The sequence below is a fragment of the Candidatus Pelagibacter sp. genome (assembly GCF_052048095.1).
Classification (GTDB): Bacteria; Pseudomonadota; Alphaproteobacteria; order Pelagibacterales; family Pelagibacteraceae; genus Pelagibacter.
Window position 1 is genome coordinate 1,106,555 of record NZ_JBNAKG010000001.1, and the last position, 15,953, is coordinate 1,122,507.

Annotated in this window: 19 protein-coding genes; 8 read left to right on the forward strand and 11 right to left on the reverse strand. The window is 28.2% G+C overall.

Going from position 1 to position 15,953, the window contains the following annotated elements; translation table 11 throughout:
• Positions 1 to 24: 24 nt before the first annotated feature.
• Together ACTT9P_RS05900 and ACTT9P_RS05905 are read left to right on the forward strand one after the other, a co-directional pair.
• Positions 25 to 978: an ADP-ribosylglycohydrolase family protein gene (locus ACTT9P_RS05900; protein ID WP_440909763.1), complete on the forward strand. Its 954-nt coding sequence runs from the start codon at positions 25 to 27 to the stop codon at positions 976 to 978.
• Complete coding sequence (locus ACTT9P_RS05905) at positions 978 to 2,288, forward strand: MATE family efflux transporter (protein ID WP_440909764.1); 1,311 nt, start codon at positions 978 to 980, stop codon at positions 2,286 to 2,288. The genes ACTT9P_RS05900 and ACTT9P_RS05905 overlap by 1 nt, the downstream gene beginning before the upstream one ends.
• Here the strand turns inward: ACTT9P_RS05905 and ACTT9P_RS05910 are convergent.
• Positions 2,285 to 2,722, reverse strand: a complete 438-nt coding sequence (locus ACTT9P_RS05910; protein WP_440909765.1) for a DUF4396 domain-containing protein — start codon at positions 2,720 to 2,722, stop codon at positions 2,285 to 2,287. The genes ACTT9P_RS05905 and ACTT9P_RS05910 overlap by 4 nt on opposite strands.
• Before the next feature lie 51 nt (positions 2,723 to 2,773).
• Between ACTT9P_RS05910 and ACTT9P_RS05915 the strand changes: the two genes are divergently transcribed.
• Complete coding sequence (locus tag ACTT9P_RS05915) at positions 2,774 to 3,787, forward strand: MBL fold metallo-hydrolase (protein ID WP_440909766.1); 1,014 nt, start codon at positions 2,774 to 2,776, stop codon at positions 3,785 to 3,787.
• A 15-nt stretch (positions 3,788 to 3,802) separates the two neighbouring features.
• Positions 3,803 to 4,405, forward strand: coding sequence for a LysE family translocator (locus tag ACTT9P_RS05920; RefSeq protein WP_440909767.1), 603 nt, complete (start codon positions 3,803 to 3,805; stop codon positions 4,403 to 4,405).
• On the opposite strand, the gene ACTT9P_RS05925 is transcribed toward ACTT9P_RS05920, so the two are convergent.
• From ACTT9P_RS05925 to folE, 10 genes are all read right to left on the reverse strand, one after another.
• A complete protein-coding gene (locus ACTT9P_RS05925; protein WP_440909768.1) occupies positions 4,400 to 4,768 on the reverse strand; it encodes a thioredoxin family protein in 369 nt (122 codons plus the stop codon). The two genes, ACTT9P_RS05920 and ACTT9P_RS05925, sit on opposite strands and share 6 nt — an antisense overlap.
• 95 nt (positions 4,769 to 4,863) lie before the next feature.
• On the reverse strand, positions 4,864 to 6,450 hold the full coding sequence (locus ACTT9P_RS05930) for a CRTAC1 family protein (RefSeq protein WP_440909769.1): 1,587 nt from the start codon (positions 6,448 to 6,450) through the stop codon (positions 4,864 to 4,866).
• 1 nt (position 6,451) lies between these two features.
• On the reverse strand, positions 6,452 to 6,760 hold the full coding sequence (locus ACTT9P_RS05935) for an AzlD domain-containing protein (protein WP_440909770.1): 309 nt from the start codon (positions 6,758 to 6,760) through the stop codon (positions 6,452 to 6,454).
• Entirely contained in the window at positions 6,757 to 7,455 is a 699-nt protein-coding gene (locus ACTT9P_RS05940; RefSeq protein ID WP_440909771.1) for an AzlC family ABC transporter permease, read from the reverse strand. Before ACTT9P_RS05940 ends, ACTT9P_RS05935 begins: the two co-directional genes overlap by 4 nt.
• A gap of 14 nt (positions 7,456 to 7,469) precedes the next feature.
• Positions 7,470 to 8,525, reverse strand: a complete 1,056-nt coding sequence (locus ACTT9P_RS05945; protein ID WP_440909772.1) for an ABC transporter ATP-binding protein — start codon at positions 8,523 to 8,525, stop codon at positions 7,470 to 7,472.
• Positions 8,525 to 10,132, reverse strand: coding sequence for an ABC transporter permease (locus tag ACTT9P_RS05950; RefSeq protein WP_440909773.1), 1,608 nt, complete (start codon positions 10,130 to 10,132; stop codon positions 8,525 to 8,527). Before ACTT9P_RS05950 ends, ACTT9P_RS05945 begins: the two co-directional genes overlap by 1 nt.
• Positions 10,133 to 11,149 carry an extracellular solute-binding protein gene (locus ACTT9P_RS05955; RefSeq protein ID WP_440909774.1) on the reverse strand — a complete coding sequence of 339 codons (1,017 nt, stop codon included), beginning with the start codon at positions 11,147 to 11,149 and terminating at the stop codon, positions 10,133 to 10,135.
• Between the two features lie 79 nt (positions 11,150 to 11,228).
• Positions 11,229 to 12,119 carry a LysR family transcriptional regulator gene (locus tag ACTT9P_RS05960; protein WP_440909775.1) on the reverse strand — a complete coding sequence of 297 codons (891 nt, stop codon included), beginning with the start codon at positions 12,117 to 12,119 and terminating at the stop codon, positions 11,229 to 11,231.
• Complete coding sequence (locus tag ACTT9P_RS05965; RefSeq protein ID WP_440909776.1) at positions 12,119 to 13,120, reverse strand: MDR family oxidoreductase; 1,002 nt, start codon at positions 13,118 to 13,120, stop codon at positions 12,119 to 12,121. Before ACTT9P_RS05965 ends, ACTT9P_RS05960 begins: the two co-directional genes overlap by 1 nt.
• A gap of 1 nt (position 13,121) precedes the next feature.
• The gene (gene folE, locus ACTT9P_RS05970) at positions 13,122 to 13,727 is read right to left on the reverse strand and encodes a GTP cyclohydrolase I FolE (protein WP_440909777.1); all 606 of its coding nucleotides are present in this window, start codon (positions 13,725 to 13,727) and stop codon (positions 13,122 to 13,124) included.
• 77 nt (positions 13,728 to 13,804) lie between these two features.
• Between folE and hisI the strand changes: the two genes are divergently transcribed.
• Genes hisI through ACTT9P_RS05990 form a run of 4 tightly spaced genes read left to right on the forward strand, consistent with a single transcriptional unit; the run spans position 13,805 to position 15,950 of the window.
• Entirely contained in the window at positions 13,805 to 14,272 is a 468-nt protein-coding gene (hisI, locus tag ACTT9P_RS05975) for a phosphoribosyl-AMP cyclohydrolase (protein WP_440909778.1), read from the forward strand.
• Positions 14,272 to 14,913, forward strand: a complete 642-nt coding sequence (locus ACTT9P_RS05980; RefSeq protein ID WP_440909779.1) for a putative 2OG-Fe(II) oxygenase — start codon at positions 14,272 to 14,274, stop codon at positions 14,911 to 14,913. The genes hisI and ACTT9P_RS05980 overlap by 1 nt, the downstream gene beginning before the upstream one ends.
• Before the next feature lie 20 nt (positions 14,914 to 14,933).
• Positions 14,934 to 15,566 carry a putative 2OG-Fe(II) oxygenase gene (locus tag ACTT9P_RS05985; protein WP_440909780.1) on the forward strand — a complete coding sequence of 211 codons (633 nt, stop codon included), beginning with the start codon at positions 14,934 to 14,936 and terminating at the stop codon, positions 15,564 to 15,566.
• 6 nt (positions 15,567 to 15,572) lie between these two features.
• A complete protein-coding gene (locus ACTT9P_RS05990; RefSeq protein WP_440909781.1) occupies positions 15,573 to 15,950 on the forward strand; it encodes a DUF2237 family protein in 378 nt (125 codons plus the stop codon).
• The last annotated feature ends 3 nt before the right edge of the window (positions 15,951 to 15,953 follow it).

A 15,953-nucleotide genomic window follows, 5' to 3' on the forward strand; every position in this document is an offset into this window, starting at 1 on the left:
ATTTAAATAAAGTATTACTAACTAATGTTAAAAAAACTTCATATTTTTTTAGGAGCAACAGTTGCCGATGCAGCGGCTAGACCATTGCACTGGGTATATGATGAAAAGAAATTAAAATCTTATCTAAAAAATAGAAAAGAAATAGCATTCTTAAAAACCAACAAGTGTCCTTTTTATTCAATAAATACTGGGGAAGTCTCTGGATATAATGATGTAGGGCAAGTAATGTTTAAAACTCTTGTAGATACTAAAGATAAGAAAAAATTAATTGATAATTTTAAAACAAACATAATTAAGAATTTTGGTCCTGGTTCAAATTATTGGAAAAATTTAAAGTTCAGAAAAAAATATAAAAAAATTAAATGGACAAAACCTATTAGGGGCCCATGGATCCATCAAAATATAATGGAAACTATTAAAAATATAAAATCAAAAAAAAAAATTACAGGTGGTAAAAAAGTAAATGAATCTGATGGTTTTTGTGCAACTTTACCCTACTATTTACAAAGTCAATCACTAGGTAAAAGCAAATCAATTATTAAAACTGTTGCGAATAAGAGGTTAAGCGAACAATTCGCATTAGCAAAATTTGAAATCATTAATTTTGCTGATCAAAAACATAAAGATCCAGTCAATTCTTTTTTAAAAAAATACAAAAATGATCATTATTTTAAAGAAGTGATAGAAAATATTTTAAAAGTTAAGAAAAATAGAAATAAACCACATACATTTATTGTAAAAAAATTTGGTAAAGCATGTAGCTATCCTGGTACATTTAATGGATCAATTCATGCGATTATTACATCTAATAACTTCAAAAGTGCTATTAATAAAACTATAAAAGCTGGTGGATGTAATTGTTCGAGAGCAAATTTTGTTGGAGCTTATTTTGCAGCTTTGAAAGGAATTAAAGGTATTCCAAAAGAATGGATTTCAAAAACCAAACCTGCAAATAAAATTTTGAAACATATTTCTTAATGCAAGAACCATCAATTAGTTACATTTTAAAACTCTCTATACCAATTTTTTTTGCCAATCTTGCTATTCCAATGGTCGGTATTATCGATACCGCACTAATGGGAAATTTAGGAAATTTATCATATCTATCAGCTACATCTGTTGCTGCTAATTTATTTTCGATGATATTTTGGAGTTTTGGTTTTTTAAGAATGGGAACAGTGGGAATGGTTTCTCAAGCTAATGGCAAAGAAGATTTTAACGAGATAACCAACATTGTTACAAGAAATTTATTATTTGTTTTAATAATTTCTATTATTTTAATAATAATTCAAAATTATATTCTTTATTTAAGCTTAAGAGTTTTTGAATTATCTATTGCAACTCAAGAACTTTATAAGGAATATTTTAAAATAAGAATTTACTCAGCTCCTGGTGAGTTAACACTTTATATAATAACAGGCCTCTTTGTTGGCTTACAGAAAACTAAAATTTCAAGTATTGCTGTGGGTTTTTTTTCAATTCTGAATATCTTTTTAAGTATAATTTTAGTTACAAAATATGATTTGAATATTAAGGGTGTTGCTTATGGAACATTGTTTTCAGCTTTAATCACATCTGCAATTTTTTTAATTTACACCTTTATTTACCTTGGAAAAATTACAAAATTATCTCTAAATTTTGATGAAATATTTAATATTTCAAAATTAAAAAATATTTTTAATATCAATTTTAATATCTTCATAAGAACAATCCTTCTAACATTTTCTTTTTTATGGTTCACATTTTTAGGTACAAATATTGGAGAAGAATATGTTGCTGCTAATACAATTTTAATAAATCTAGTTTTTTTATCAGCATTTATTCTAGATGCTTACGCTTTTTCAACTGAAGGTATGGTTGGTTATTCTATAGGGAAAAATAATTTATCTTTATTTAAAAAAATTTTAAAAAACTCATTTATCTTAAGTTCGATAACTGGATTTATAATTTCAATTATCTATTTTCTATTTAATGATTTTGCAATTAACTTGATGTCAGACATTGATGAAGTGAAAAAATTAAGTTCATCATTTGTAATTTGGTTAATTATTTTACCGTTTATTGCATCCTTTTGTTATCAATTTGATGGTATCTTTATTGGAGCTTCTCAAACAAAAGAATTAAGAAATGCCATGATGTTTTCTGTATTTTGTTATTTAATTATTTCAATTGTATTAACAAAATATTATTCAAATACTGGAGTTTGGATTTCACTTTGTCTATTCATGATTTTTAGAGCTATGTCTTTATTTTATTATTTAAAAAATATAATTAGTAGATTTAATTAATGACAAGCTAATCCATACTTTTTTAATCTCCAATAATTATATGGCCAAGGAGTTAAAAATCCTAATGTTAACATTATAGGTACAACCCACCAAGTTAACGTGGCACCACCTGTTAAAATGTAATCAGTTAAATTCATTGCAACTTCCATACTAATCATTGAAATTAAACTCATACCTGCTGCTGTTTTAAGTGCATTAGATAAACTAAAGTTTTGCAACATTAAAATTATTGTTTCTAATATTATGCTTGTAATTAATCCATTTATTATTGCTAAGATCATTATCCCTAAGACTGGAAAAGGAATTTGTGAAAGTTGAAAAAATAATATTGTTCCAAAATCACCTATTGCACAACCAAGCACACACCATGCAGTATTCTTTGCACTTGATTTCCATGTATACTTACAATTCCAATCAATATTAGACGTGTTCATAACTTTTATATAATTGCTTTTAAGCAAATTCACATATGATAAATTAACATTATGATTTTTAGGCAGTTGTTTGATTTAAAATCAAGCACATATACTTATTTGATAGCATCAGGAAAAGGAAGAGAAGCAGTTATAATCGATCCTGTTTTGGAAAATGTTCAACAATATTTGAGTATTTTAACAAATCTTGATTTGAAGTTGGTAAAAGTAATCGATACCCATATTCATGCAGATCATATTTCTGGTATAGCTGAACTTCGAGATAAATCAAACTGTGTAACTATAATGGGAGATCAAACTCCAGCAGATGTAGTTGCAATGCGAGTGAGTGATGAAGATAAAATACCTTGTGACGGTTTTGATCTTCAAGCTATCTATACACCTGGTCATACCTTTGAAAGTTTTAGCTATCTTATGAAAGATAGAGTTTTTACCGGTGACACTTTATTGATTAAGGGCACAGGTAGAACTGATTTTCAAAATGGAAATCCAAAAGATTCTTATAATTCTATATTCAATAAATTGCTAAAGCTTCATGAAGATACATTGGTTTATCCTGCACATGATTATAAAGGAGAAACAGTTAGCACTATTGGAGAAGAGAAAAATTTTAATCCAAGATTACAGGTAAAATCAGTAGATGAGTATGTAGAAATAATGAATAATCTTAATCTTCCAGACCCACAAATGATGGATATAGCCGTTCCGAGTAATTTGAAATTAGGAATAGATTTTAATAAGCAAAAAGTAAACAATGGAATTGAGCCTGAGAAATTCAATCAAATAAAAGAAGATGAAAAATCTTTATTAATTGATTTAAGAGAAAAATGTGAAATTGATAAAGATGGAATAATTAAAGATAGTAAAATTATTCCAATGAATAAAATTAATGAATACTTAGAAGAAAATAAAAAAGATTTGATAAATAAAAAAATACTTTTTTATTGTGCTCATGGTCATAGATCAACTCTGGCAGTTCAGATTTCAAAATCTTATAATCTTTCTAATTGTTATCATTTAATTGGTGGATTAAAAAATTGGAAAGACAAAGGTTTGTGTCTTTAAAAGTAAATAACTAAAATGACTACATATATTTCATTCATATTTACAGTAATACTATTCATGATTGTTCCTGGTCCATCAGTATCTGTCATTGTTGCTAATACGTTGAGGTATAATTTAAGTGCTGGAGTTAAAACTGTTATTGGAACTGTAAGTGGTGCAGCATCAATGTTTGTCATTTATGCATTTGGATTTGATTTATTAAGTAAAAATTTTCAAACATTTCTAAATATTATTCAATGGATTGGGATACTCTTCCTATTTTATATGGGTTTTGTAATGATCAGAGACTCAAAAAACTTAAATATTAAATTAGAAATTAAAGATAATAAAAATTTTTATTTACATGGATATTTAGTACTTTGGTCAAATCCAAAAATGTTAGTAATGATGGCAAGTATCATTCCGGTCTTTTTAGACTTAAATCAAGATACTTTTAATCAAGTAATAATATTAGGAATAATTTTTTGTACTTTAGGTTTAATTTCTGACTTAATATATGCTTATTTAGTGAACTATATTAAAGAAAACTTTTTCAAAAAAGATTTGTCTTTGATTGGTAAGTTTTCAGGAACTTGTTTAATCTTGGGATCTTTTTGGCTTTTAAGTCTTAGATTATAAAGCAGATTGAATAATTGAATAGATCTTATCTTTCTCAGTTTGGCCGATAGATCTATGAATCTCTTCGTTATTTTTAAAAATCAAAAGTGTTGTTTGATATTGTACATCAAACATTTGAGCAATTTCTTTATTTGTTACTTCAAATTTAAAATATTCAATATTATCAAAATCATTTTTAGCTTTATCTAAAACCTTCATTTGACTTGCACAAGATGTACAATATTTAATCCAAGAACTAACAATTACAACCTTGCCATCAGCTTGAGCTTTATCAAATAATTCTTTTTTAAAAGTTGTTTCTTTTGATATTGAGCTGCTATTAAAAATAAAAAAACAAAAAGTTATTAGAAAAATTTTTTTCATGAACCTTTTATAAAGTTTAGTTTGTTTTTTTCAAGAATTTTATAAATAAGTCAGAAATTTTTTCTGGCTGAATTATATTCTCCTGCTTAAAAAAGTTAGTTATTAATTTTTATTGTTTGATTTTTAGGTATCTTTTTAATTTCAGTTCTATTTCCGTTAATAAGATCAATCACAATGTGTTCAATTTTTTCATTTTCATCCAAACCTATAATCCAAGAATTGGTTTGATCCGACATAAAACCTTGCCCATTTGTTATTTGGAAATAAAAATTTCTATCTTTATCTGATTTAGCGCTAACCTTTGCCCCTACAAATTTTGCGGTTTCAGGGAAAATTATTTTTACAAAATCTGGTTTTGTAACAGGACCTTTGTTAATGAAAGCTCTTGTTTCTGACAATACATTGACATAGACCATATCGTAATAACCATCATTATTAAAATCTGAAATTAGTGGGATTAAACCAAAATTGAAATTTTCAACATTGGCAATCGATGTGACTGAAGAAAACTTATTGTCATGGTTTAATAATAATCTTCCTGGAGCCTTGCTCCATTTATGCACAAACCAACCTCTATAGTTTTCCATGACTATCAAGTCATTTGTTGAATCTCTGTTTATGTCACCACAAGCTGCTCCCCAGGCAAATTCTAAAGAATTTAAACCTTTTTCCTTTGAAGTATTAATGAATTTTTTTGTTTTCTTGTTGTACTCAGACAGCAACCATTCAACATCAACTTTTTGGTTATTTAACAAATCTCCCCTAACAAATCTTTTTGGAATAGTGTTTCCTGCGTTAGACATGAAAATATCTTGAAAACCATCAGAATTAAAATCGCAAATAGCAAGGCCCATCCAGAAGCCGTAATCAGACAAATGAGGTAGTTCAGTAAATTTATTCTTATTATCATTTCTAAAAACAGTAGGACGTCCAGTATTCAAAGCTGCTACAATGTCTAAATCGCCATCATTATCATAATCAACAAATGATGACAAAAAAGTATTTTGATTTACCGCTGTTCCACTTTCATTGGTTATATCTATGAATGTAAGTTTATTTTCATCAAAGTTGGAAACAAAAAGTTTATTTGGTTTTCCATGAGCTACGTCGTTAAATGTTGCTTTTTTAAATTTTGATGAATTTATGAAAGTTGAAAAATAAAAATCATAGTGATTGTCATTATTCAAATCAGCAGCTGTAACTGCAATTGCTGTAACATCTTTTCCTAAATCAAAATTAAGTCTTTTTTCTTCAAATCTAAAGTTTCCTTTATTCAAATAAAGATAAACACCATCATTTCTACAAATTATAATATCTGATTTTCCATCATTATTATAATCAATACTCAAAACTCCATAACTTACTTCGGAACTCAAAAAATCTTGATTATTAACAACGATAAACTCATTATCTTTGAATTGAAAAAGAATATCTTGTCCTTGCCCACCAGCTATAAAAACTTCTTCTATACCATCATTGTTTGCATCAATTAATGCTGCACCTAAAAATTCGAAACCATTGCCCTCTTCAAATTCATGAACAAAAGGAAAGTCTATTTCTTTAAATTTGGGTATTGAAGTATTCAAATTTTTAGGATCAACATCTTTTACTTCATCTTGTTGATATATAAATGAGCAAGAAGATAACGATATGCTCAAAATTAATATAATTAAATATTTCATGTTAAACAAATATAATTATCCAGTAAGCAACTAAACCTGAAATTATTGTCGCAATAATATTTTTACTTAAAACTCCTATGATGACAGCGACTATTGATGCATATATTTTTGGGTTATTTTCTAAATCTAAATTTCCAGTTTCACTTAAAAATATTGCTGGAAAAATAATTGCAGGAAATATAGCTGAAGGTACATATGCTAAAATCTGTCTAACTATTGGATTCATTTTACTCGCATCAAAATAATTTAAAGATAAAAATTTTGACAAAAAATTTAGAATTCCTGCAGCAACCATTCCTGCCCAAATCATGAATTATTTCCTTTTTTAAATTTAATAATTAAGAAACCTACAAATAATGCAGTAAGACTAGATAAGATGATGTAAGATTTTAAAGGTGCATTAAATAATAATAGAGACAAAATTCCCGAGACTAAAATAACAATAAGATGATCAATTTTTCTGAAATAATTTACCAGTAACGCAATAAATGTAAGTGGGATTGTATAAGCTAAACCTAGCTCATCTGGAACTATATATCCTAAAAAAATTCCTAATAAAGTTGAAATCTGCCAGATAGTCCAAAGTGTAAAACCAGATCCTAAAAGATAATAATGTTTTAAACGATTATTTTCGTTTGCTCTAAAATAAGTATTTGATACAGCAAAAGCTTGGTCGGTTAATAAATATGATAAGATAATTTTCCAACCCATCGGAAGTTTGTTTAAATACTCACTAAAAGTTGCACCGTACAAAAAATGTCTAGAATTAACAACAAATGCAGATGAAACTGCAATAATTTGGGAAGCCCCACCAGATAATAATTGTAAAAAAACTATTTGAGATGCTCCTCCAAAAATAACAAATGAAGTTGCAAAAGTTTCTAGAACACTAAAACCTAATTCCATTCCAATTGCACCAAGTATTATTCCGAAGGGAACTACAGGAATTAGTAAAGGTAAAATATTAACAGATCCTTTTAACGTAATTTTTAATTTTTCATTCATTTTTGAGACGTTTACTAAAAGCAAACTATATGATCAATATGAATCGGTCTTTTAATACCAAATTTTTCATCTACTTCATGTTGGTGCATATGGTGAGAATGCACAAAAACAGGTATCAACATTTCACTAGGTGTTTTGAGAGTATAAATGAAATTAGTTCCTCTAAATTTTCTATCAACTACTTCAAGCTTAAGATTACTTTTATCATCATGTTCCAAATCTTCAGGTTGAAGTAGTAGCTTTACTTCTGAGCCTTTTGGATAATGTTTAATAAAATTTCCTTCTATTGTGCCTAAATCTTTATTTTCTAAAGAATTTTCACCTGTAACTTTAGCTGGAATTAATATTCCTCTATTAAGAAAATTAACTACCTCGACTGAATTTGGGAAATGATAGACATTATAAGGATCATCGTATTGTTTTAATTGTCCATTTAAAATAATTCCACATTTACTCCCTAAGTAAAATGCTTCATAAGAGTCATGAGTAACAATAATTGTTGTTATTTTATACTCATTTAAAATCTGTTTTAATTTAACTTGAATTTCTTCTTTAAAACTTTGATCAACATTCGAAAGAGGTTCATCTAATAATAATAGATCTGGCATTGACAATAATGATCTTGCTAATGATGCTCTTTGAGCTTCACCTGAGCTAATTTGATGAGGATATTTAGATACAATATGATCAAGATGTAAAAAATTTACTACATCATCAATCTTTAATTTTTTTTTTCTTTTATTTCTATCTGCGCCAAAAGAAATATTTTCTAAAACTGTATAGTGTGGAAATAATGAATTATCTTGAAAGGCTAATGAAACATTTCTTTTTTCAGGCTCAACATGTTTGTCTTTAGAAGAAAGTAATCTATCGTTAAGAACTATTTTACCTGAATTGATTCTTTCTAACCCTGCAATTGTTCTAAGAATAGTAGTTTTGCCAATACCAGATGGCCCAAGTAGACAAACAATATCTCCTTCATTTTCTATATTAAATGTAACATTGTTTACTTTATTCTTATTACTTGCTGCAAAAGTTACATTTTCAATTTCTAAAAAACTTTTTTTCATTAATCTCTCAGTATGTATTTAGATGTAGTTAAAATAAAAATACTTGCAATAATAATTAATATTAATGAAGGGGCCGCAGCAGCTTCTAATAAATCTTGAGACGCAAAAGTATAGGCTTTAGTTGCAAATGTTTCAAAATTAAACGGTCTCATTATCAATGTAATTGGGAGTTCTTTAATGATCTCGATTGATAACAAAATTCCAATTAATAAAATTGAATTCTTTAAATAAGGTAAATGAATATTGGTAAATGTTTTGAATTTTGAATAACCCAATAAATATGCACTTTCATCTATTGAATAATTTATTTTCAAGTATCCAGATTTAATTCCATTGTTTGCTAAAGAGTAAAATCTAATAAAATATACAATAACTAACCCAAAGATTGATCCGATAAAAACTGATTTCAAATTCAGAAAATTTGAAAATGTAAAATCAACAAAAGATACAAAACTAATAAATGCTACAGCTAAGATAATGCCTGGAATTGCATAACCAGAAATTGAAAAAGTAGTTAATATTTCAAGAAATTTGCTTCTTGAAATTCGATTTCCATAATTTGATAAAAAAGCAAATAGAATTAATATTAAACAAGATAAAATCACTAGAGTTACCGTATTCAAAACTAACTCTGAGATATTTAAATCATTTAAATGTTTTGGAAAAATTATAGTCCAATAAAGCATTTGTGAAACTGGAAACACAAAGCTCAAAAAAAATATTAATCCACAAGTAATGCAGGCTAATTTTGATTTATAACCTTGTAATTTAATCTTAGATTTTGTCTTAAAACCACCTTTAGCTGTCGAGTGATATTGGGCTTTTTTTCTTGAAAAATTTTCTAATAAAAAAAGAGCTAGAATAAAAATTAGTAAAAAAAATGATATTCTATTAGCTAACACTAAATCATCAAAGGCAATCCAAGCATTATAAATTCCTGTAGTTAAAGTAGATATTCCAAAGAATGAAACTGCTCCAAAGTCTGATAAAGTCTCCATGGCTACTAAGGAAAGACCAGCAATGATTGCAGGTCTTGCTGATGGTAAAATTATTTTAAAAAAAGACTTTGATTTTGAAAACCCTAAATTTTTTCCAAGGTCAATTAGATTTTGAGATTGATAATTAAATGAAGCCCTAGTTAAAACATAAACATATCCAAAAATTGAAAATGAAATTGCAATTATTGCACCAATCATTCCATCCATCTTTGGAATAAATTTATTGTAATCACCATCACCAAATAAACTTTTAAGAATTGTAAAAGCAGTTCCATAATTTTCAAAAAATGCAGTTAAAGAGTACGAGTAAATATAAGCAGGTACCGCAAAAGATAAGATTAAACTCCATTTAAAAAAATTAACTCCAGGAAAGTCATAAAATGAAACTAAATAAGCAGTGCCTACTCCAATAATTAATGTAAGAAATAACACTCCAATTAAAAGTAAAACTGAATTGAATATATAATCAAAGAGAAATGTATCTTTTAATATTGTTGTATAAGAACCTGTATTTTCAAAAAAACTTCCAAACACAGTTAATATTGGGATTGCTACAAACAAAGAAATTAAAAAAGAACTTAAATACCAAATATTAATTTTATTAGACATTTATTTCCATCCTGAAATTAACATAAGTTTAAATGCATCTGCTTGATGATTAATAAATTCTGCAACAGGTGTATCTAAATCTTGTTTAAAATCTCCCATAGATTCAATTAATTCATGAGATCTTACATTTTCAAGAATTGAATATTCAAATGTATTTTTTACAATATGCTCTTGAGCTTCTTTTGTAAGTAAAAATTCAATCAACTTTAAAGCATTATCTGAGTTTGGAGAATTTTTAAGTATCCCTACGCCGCTTATGTTTATATGTGTTCCTCTGTCGTTTTGATTTGGAAAAAAAGGACTTACTTTTTTTGCAGCTTCTCTTTGTTCTTCTCCTTTTTGACCAGATAACATCAGCGCATAATAATAAGTATTAGCTATAGCTATATCTGCTTCCCCTGCTGCTACAGCTAAAATCTGAGCTCGATCATTTCCTTTTGGTGATCTTGCAAAATTACTAATAAAACTATTTAACCATTTATTTACTTTATCTTTTCCATTGTTATGAATTAAGGAAGCAATTAGAGATTGATTATAAATATTATCAGATTTTCTAATAACAATTCTATTTTTCCATATTTTATTTCCTAAATCTTCATAACGTAAACCATTAATTTCTTGATCAGATACTCGTTCTTTTGAATAAAAAATAACTCTTGCCCTTTTTGCTATACCTGTCCAATTTTGAGATCTTAGAGTTTTTGGAACTTGTTTTTCAATAAAAGAAGATGTTGTTTTTTGAAACATTCCATCTCGATCAAAAGCACCTAATCTTCCTGCATCAGCAGTAATGTATAAATCTGCTTTTGAATTAGCTCCTTCTTCAATTATTCTTTTTTGAAGCGCTTTATCTTTTCCTGAAACAACATTAACTTTTATACCTGTCTTAGCTGTAAATTTTTCATACAACTGAATATCAGAATCGTAATGTCTTGAGCTAAATACATTAACTTCTTCAGCTAAAGATAACTGTTTTATTGAACAAATTATAAATACAACAACTGTTAATATTTTCATGTGATTTTGATTTAATTGTTAAGAAAAAATCTAGTTGCGAATGATTATCAATCGCAAATAAGCTTGTCAACCCTTATATTTAAGAGTTCCAATCACCTATTTTACTGAACAAGAAATTTCTAAATGCCTGAACTCTGGCAGTGTTTTTTAATGATTGTGGGTAAACAAAATGAGCTTCAGTAATTGGTCCCTCAGATTTAGGAAGTACTTTTATTACATTGGAGGAGTTTGTTACTAAATATTCTGGCAATGCCGCTAATCCAACACCAGCTTCAACTGCTAACAATAAACCCATAACACTATTTACTTTCATTACAGATTTTCTTTTTTTACCATCAGGCATACCTAATTTTAAAGCCCAGTCTGGATTATAAACTGGTGACGGCGCACCTTTTCCAAATGAAATAAATTTATGCTTATTTAAATCATTTATTGTTTTCGGCATTCCAAATTTTTCTAAATATTTATTAGAACCATAAATATAATATTTAAGATCTATAAGCTTTTTTTGAATATAATTTAGTTGTTTTGGTCTTCTCATGAAAATACCAATATCAGCCTGTCTGGTACTTAAGTCCAATTCTTTATCTTCAAATATCAATTCTATTTCTATTTCAGGGTTTAAAGTCATAAACTCCTGAATTCTTGGAGTTAACCAGTGAGTACCAAAGCTTCTAACTGTTGTAATTGTAAGTTTTCCTGTTGGTTTATTTTTTTGATCTCCTAATGAGGTTTCTACTTCTTTTAATTTACTTATAACTTCATGGGCTGTTTTAAATACGTACTCACCATTCTCAGTTAAAGTAAGTCCTCTTGCATGTCTTTCAAATAATTGAACTTTTAAATCTTGTTCTAAAGACTGGATTTGTCTGCTAATCGCTGATTGACTTAGATTTAGGTTTATTGTTGCGTTAGTAAAACTTCCAGCTTCTGCAACTGCATGAAAAATTTTTAGTTTATCCCAATCCATTACTTATTAAGATCAACTAAAACTCTTCCAGATATTTCTCCTTTTAAAATTTTAGGATAAGTTTCAATTAACTCCTCTAAGCTAACAGTTTGAACTGATGGTTCTATCAAACTAAAATCTATTAAATTTGCTGCTTCTCCCCAAATAAATTCTCTTCTTTTAATACTGCAATTTGCAGAGTCCATTCCCCAAAGCTTAATTCCTCTCAACATAAATGGAATAACATTTGTATTTAATTCATTAGTATTTGCATTTCCACAAACAGCAATAATTCCATTTGGTTTTGTTTGAACAATTGTATTTGCTAAAATTTTTCCACCAACTGTATCAACAACACCATCCCATAAACCTTTATCAATCAACTTTGGATCTTTATCAAACTCAGATCTATTAATTACATTTTTTGCGCCAAGTGATTTTAGATAATCCGCTTTTGATTCTTTACCTGTAACTGCAGTTACATTATATCCTAATTTGTTTAACGCAATGACAGCTACACTACCAACACCGCCTGTTGCACCAGTAACCAAAACATCATTTACTTTTTCACCTAATAAAATTTCCTCACGAGCTTGGATGGCAAATGCGCTCATTAAAGATGTAAAGCCTGCCGTTCCTAAAATCATTACTTGTTTTGATGTTAAGTTTGATGGTTTTTTTACTAAAAAATTTCCATCAACTTTTGCTATTTGTGAATAGCCACCGTAAAAAACTTCACCAACTCTAAATCCTGTAAGTATAACTTCATCACCTTCTTTAAATTTAGAATTTTCACTTTCAATTACTGTTCCTGAAAAATCTATACCTGGTATATGTGGAAATTCTTTAACTAACCTTCCACCATTTTTTAAAATCATTCCATCTTTAAAATTTAAATCTGAGTAATCAACTTTAACGGTTACATCGCCATACTTTAAAAAACTTTTATCTAAAGATTTTATTTCTCTAGTAAAGTTCTCACCTTCTTGATTGAGAACTATTGCTTTGAATTGGTTTGACACTTTATTTACTTATAAACCTTAAATATCTATTTTGGATCGATAGATCTTCTTTAAATTGACCTAAAAAATAATTAGTAACTGTAGTAGCATTTTCTTTTTTAATTCCTCTCATAGTCATACATTGGTGCGCAGCATCAATTGTTACAGCTACACCTTTTGCATCTAAAGCTGTCATTAAAGATTGTGCAATTTGCATTGTTAATCTTTCTTGAGTTTGCAATCTTTTTGAAAATACTTCTACTACTCTGGCTAGTTTGCTTAAACCTACTACTCTTTCTTTTGGAATATATGCTAAATGCGCTGTACCAACAATCGGAGCCATGTGGTGTTCACAATGACTAGTTACTGAAATATTCTTCTCAACAACCATATCGTCATAACCCTCTACATCGCCAAAAGTTTTCTCTAAAACTTTATTTGCATCTAAGCTATATCCACCAAAATACTCTTTATAAGCTTTTAAAACTCTTTTTGGTGTTTCAATTAAACCTTCTCTACTTGGATCTTCACCCATCCAGCTAAGTATCGTTCGAAAGGCTTCTAATGCTTCGTCATCTGAAACTTTTTTTGATTGTTCTTTTATATTGTCGTCTTTTACTAATTTCATTGTAGGGACTTATACATATAAATTAATATTTTTAAAATATTTAATATGAGTAAATTTGTGCTACAAAACCACTCCATATGTTCAAAAAAAGAGAAAACGTTGAAGAAATAGAAGAAGGGAATCTTCTTTCACCAAAATTTGATAATGATGGATTGATACCTGTCATTACTATGTGTGCCAAGACTAAAGATATTTTAATGCATGGCTACATGAATGTTGAAGCTTTTCAAAAAACTATAGAAACAAAAGAGGCTCATTATTTTAGCAGATCAAGAAAAGCAATTTGGCATAAAGGTAAAACAAGTGGTTTTGTACAAAAGGTGAAAGAAATTAGAATTGATGATGACCAAGACTCTGTTTGGTTAACAGTAGATATTGGTGAAGGTGCAAGTTGTCATGTTGGTTACAGATCATGTTTTTATAGATCTATACCATTGGGCCCAATTGATAATGCGAGAAAAATAGAAATGAAATTTCTAGAAGATGAGAAAAAATTTGATCCTGAAGAAGTTTATAAAGGTCAACCAAATCCAACAAAAATTTAATGGATAAAGAAAAAGATTTTGAAATAATTAAACAATTTGGTCCATCAATTCTTAAAGTCAAAATACCAAATGAAATATTAAATCAATTAAATGAATACATAGATAATATAGTTGAAGATAAAGAATTATCTAAAAAACTAAATTTTGGGGAACAACTGGTTGGTGATGTTTCGCAAGAAATAAAATTAGAAACTGAAATTATGCAAAAATCTGGATGGGGAAACTTTTTAGGACTTAGTGTTGGAAAATGGATAGGTTCTGAAATGGGTAAAAAAATTACAAAATTCAACATTATTGAAAGTTGGGCTGTTCGTCAGTTTAAGAATGAGTATAATCCTGTCCATTGGCATAATGGACATATTTCAGGGGCAGGTTTTTTAAAAGTCCCTAAAATTTTTGGTAAACATGTGCAGAATAAAGAAAATAAAAATTACAAAGGTGGTAACTTACAATTAATACATGGTTCAAGAATGTTTTTAAACGACTCTACTTATACAATAAAACCAAAAGTAGGAGATTTTTATTTTTTTCCTAATTACATGATGCATGTTGTTTATCCATTTAAAGAGTCTGATGAGGAACGAAGATCTATTTCATTTAATGCTAAAATAGATGATGAAATTTTTAATGTTTATGGATAAATTATATTTTTTTCAAAAAAATGGGAAATGATACAATAAATATTTTTAGACCATTTGGTCCTTCGATTGCTAAAATCGAACTTCCAACTAGCGTTGTAAATTCTTTAAATGAATATGTTGAAAGAATTATTGATGATGAAAGGAAATCACAAGAGCTTGACATCGGAATCACTTTAGCAGGTAATGTTAAACAAGAGTTCATCCTTGAAAAAGATATCTTAGAAAATTCAGGTTTTGCTAATTTTTTACAAAGAGGTGTAACTGCTTGGTTGAATGCGGCAATGAATAAAAAAATTTCAAAGTTTGAAATAAGAAATAGTTGGATAGTCAGACAATTTGAAAATGAGTATAATCCTATTCATTACCATAGTGGTCATATTTCAGGTGTGGGATACTTAAAGCTTCCAAATGATTTTGGTAAAACTTTTCAACAAAATAAAAAAAATAAAAATGGTCAAATAAGTTTTATTCATGGAAATAGAATGTTTAACTCAAGCTCGATTCATACAATTAAACCAAAAGTTGGAGAGTTTTGGTTATTTCCACATTACCTAATGCATACAGTTTATCCCTTTTATGGCAACGAGGAAAGGCGATCAGTTTCTTTTAACGCAGATATTGATCAGGATATTTACAATATTTATGAAGGGTAATTTTTTATGGAAGATAAAAATCAAAAAAATGTTTTAGGAGAGAAACTTGAAGAATGCTCAAATGATCCTTTAACGGGTTGGTATAGGGACGGCTGTTGCAATACAGATGAAAACGATCATGGTGTTCATACCGTTTGTGCGAAAGTAACTACTGAATTTCTTGAATGGTGCAAAAAAGCTGGTAATGATTTAATCACACCTCATCCAGAATTTGGATTTCCAGGTTTAAAAGATGGAGATGGTTGGTGTGTTTGTGCAACCTGGTATGCAAGAGCAGTAGAAGCGGGTAAAGGTTGTCCAATTAAATTAAAATGCACACACGAAAATACTCTAAAACTTATTCCAATTGAAACTTTAAAGAAATTTGCAATAGATCTGTCTTAAGAT

Coding starts and splice junctions, on each gene's coding strand:
- ACTT9P_RS05950 (WP_440909773.1), bottom strand. CDS start 10,132: ATGTCTAATAAAATTAATATTTGGTATTTAAGTTCTTTTTTAATTTCT.
- ACTT9P_RS05960 (WP_440909775.1), bottom strand. CDS start 12,119: ATGGATTGGGATAAACTAAAAATTTTTCATGCAGTTGCAGAAGCTGGA.
- ACTT9P_RS05900 (WP_440909763.1), top strand. CDS start 25: ATGTTAAAAAAACTTCATATTTTTTTAGGAGCAACAGTTGCCGATGCA.
- ACTT9P_RS05945 (WP_440909772.1), bottom strand. CDS start 8,525: ATGAAAAAAAGTTTTTTAGAAATTGAAAATGTAACTTTTGCAGCAAGT.
- ACTT9P_RS05925 (WP_440909768.1), bottom strand. CDS start 4,768: ATGAAAAAAATTTTTCTAATAACTTTTTGTTTTTTTATTTTTAATAGC.
- ACTT9P_RS05935 (WP_440909770.1), bottom strand. CDS start 6,760: ATGATTTGGGCAGGAATGGTTGCTGCAGGAATTCTAAATTTTTTGTCA.
- ACTT9P_RS05990 (WP_440909781.1), top strand. CDS start 15,573: ATGGAAGATAAAAATCAAAAAAATGTTTTAGGAGAGAAACTTGAAGAA.
- ACTT9P_RS05955 (WP_440909774.1), bottom strand. CDS start 11,149: ATGAAAATATTAACAGTTGTTGTATTTATAATTTGTTCAATAAAACAG.
- hisI (WP_440909778.1), top strand. CDS start 13,805: ATGTTCAAAAAAAGAGAAAACGTTGAAGAAATAGAAGAAGGGAATCTT.
- ACTT9P_RS05985 (WP_440909780.1), top strand. CDS start 14,934: ATGGGAAATGATACAATAAATATTTTTAGACCATTTGGTCCTTCGATT.
- ACTT9P_RS05910 (WP_440909765.1), bottom strand. CDS start 2,722: ATGAACACGTCTAATATTGATTGGAATTGTAAGTATACATGGAAATCA.
- ACTT9P_RS05980 (WP_440909779.1), top strand. CDS start 14,272: ATGGATAAAGAAAAAGATTTTGAAATAATTAAACAATTTGGTCCATCA.
- folE (WP_440909777.1), bottom strand. CDS start 13,727: ATGAAATTAGTAAAAGACGACAATATAAAAGAACAATCAAAAAAAGTT.
- ACTT9P_RS05930 (WP_440909769.1), bottom strand. CDS start 6,450: ATGAAATATTTAATTATATTAATTTTGAGCATATCGTTATCTTCTTGC.
- ACTT9P_RS05940 (WP_440909771.1), bottom strand. CDS start 7,455: ATGAATGAAAAATTAAAAATTACGTTAAAAGGATCTGTTAATATTTTA.
- ACTT9P_RS05920 (WP_440909767.1), top strand. CDS start 3,803: ATGACTACATATATTTCATTCATATTTACAGTAATACTATTCATGATT.
- ACTT9P_RS05915 (WP_440909766.1), top strand. CDS start 2,774: ATGATTTTTAGGCAGTTGTTTGATTTAAAATCAAGCACATATACTTAT.
- ACTT9P_RS05905 (WP_440909764.1), top strand. CDS start 978: ATGCAAGAACCATCAATTAGTTACATTTTAAAACTCTCTATACCAATT.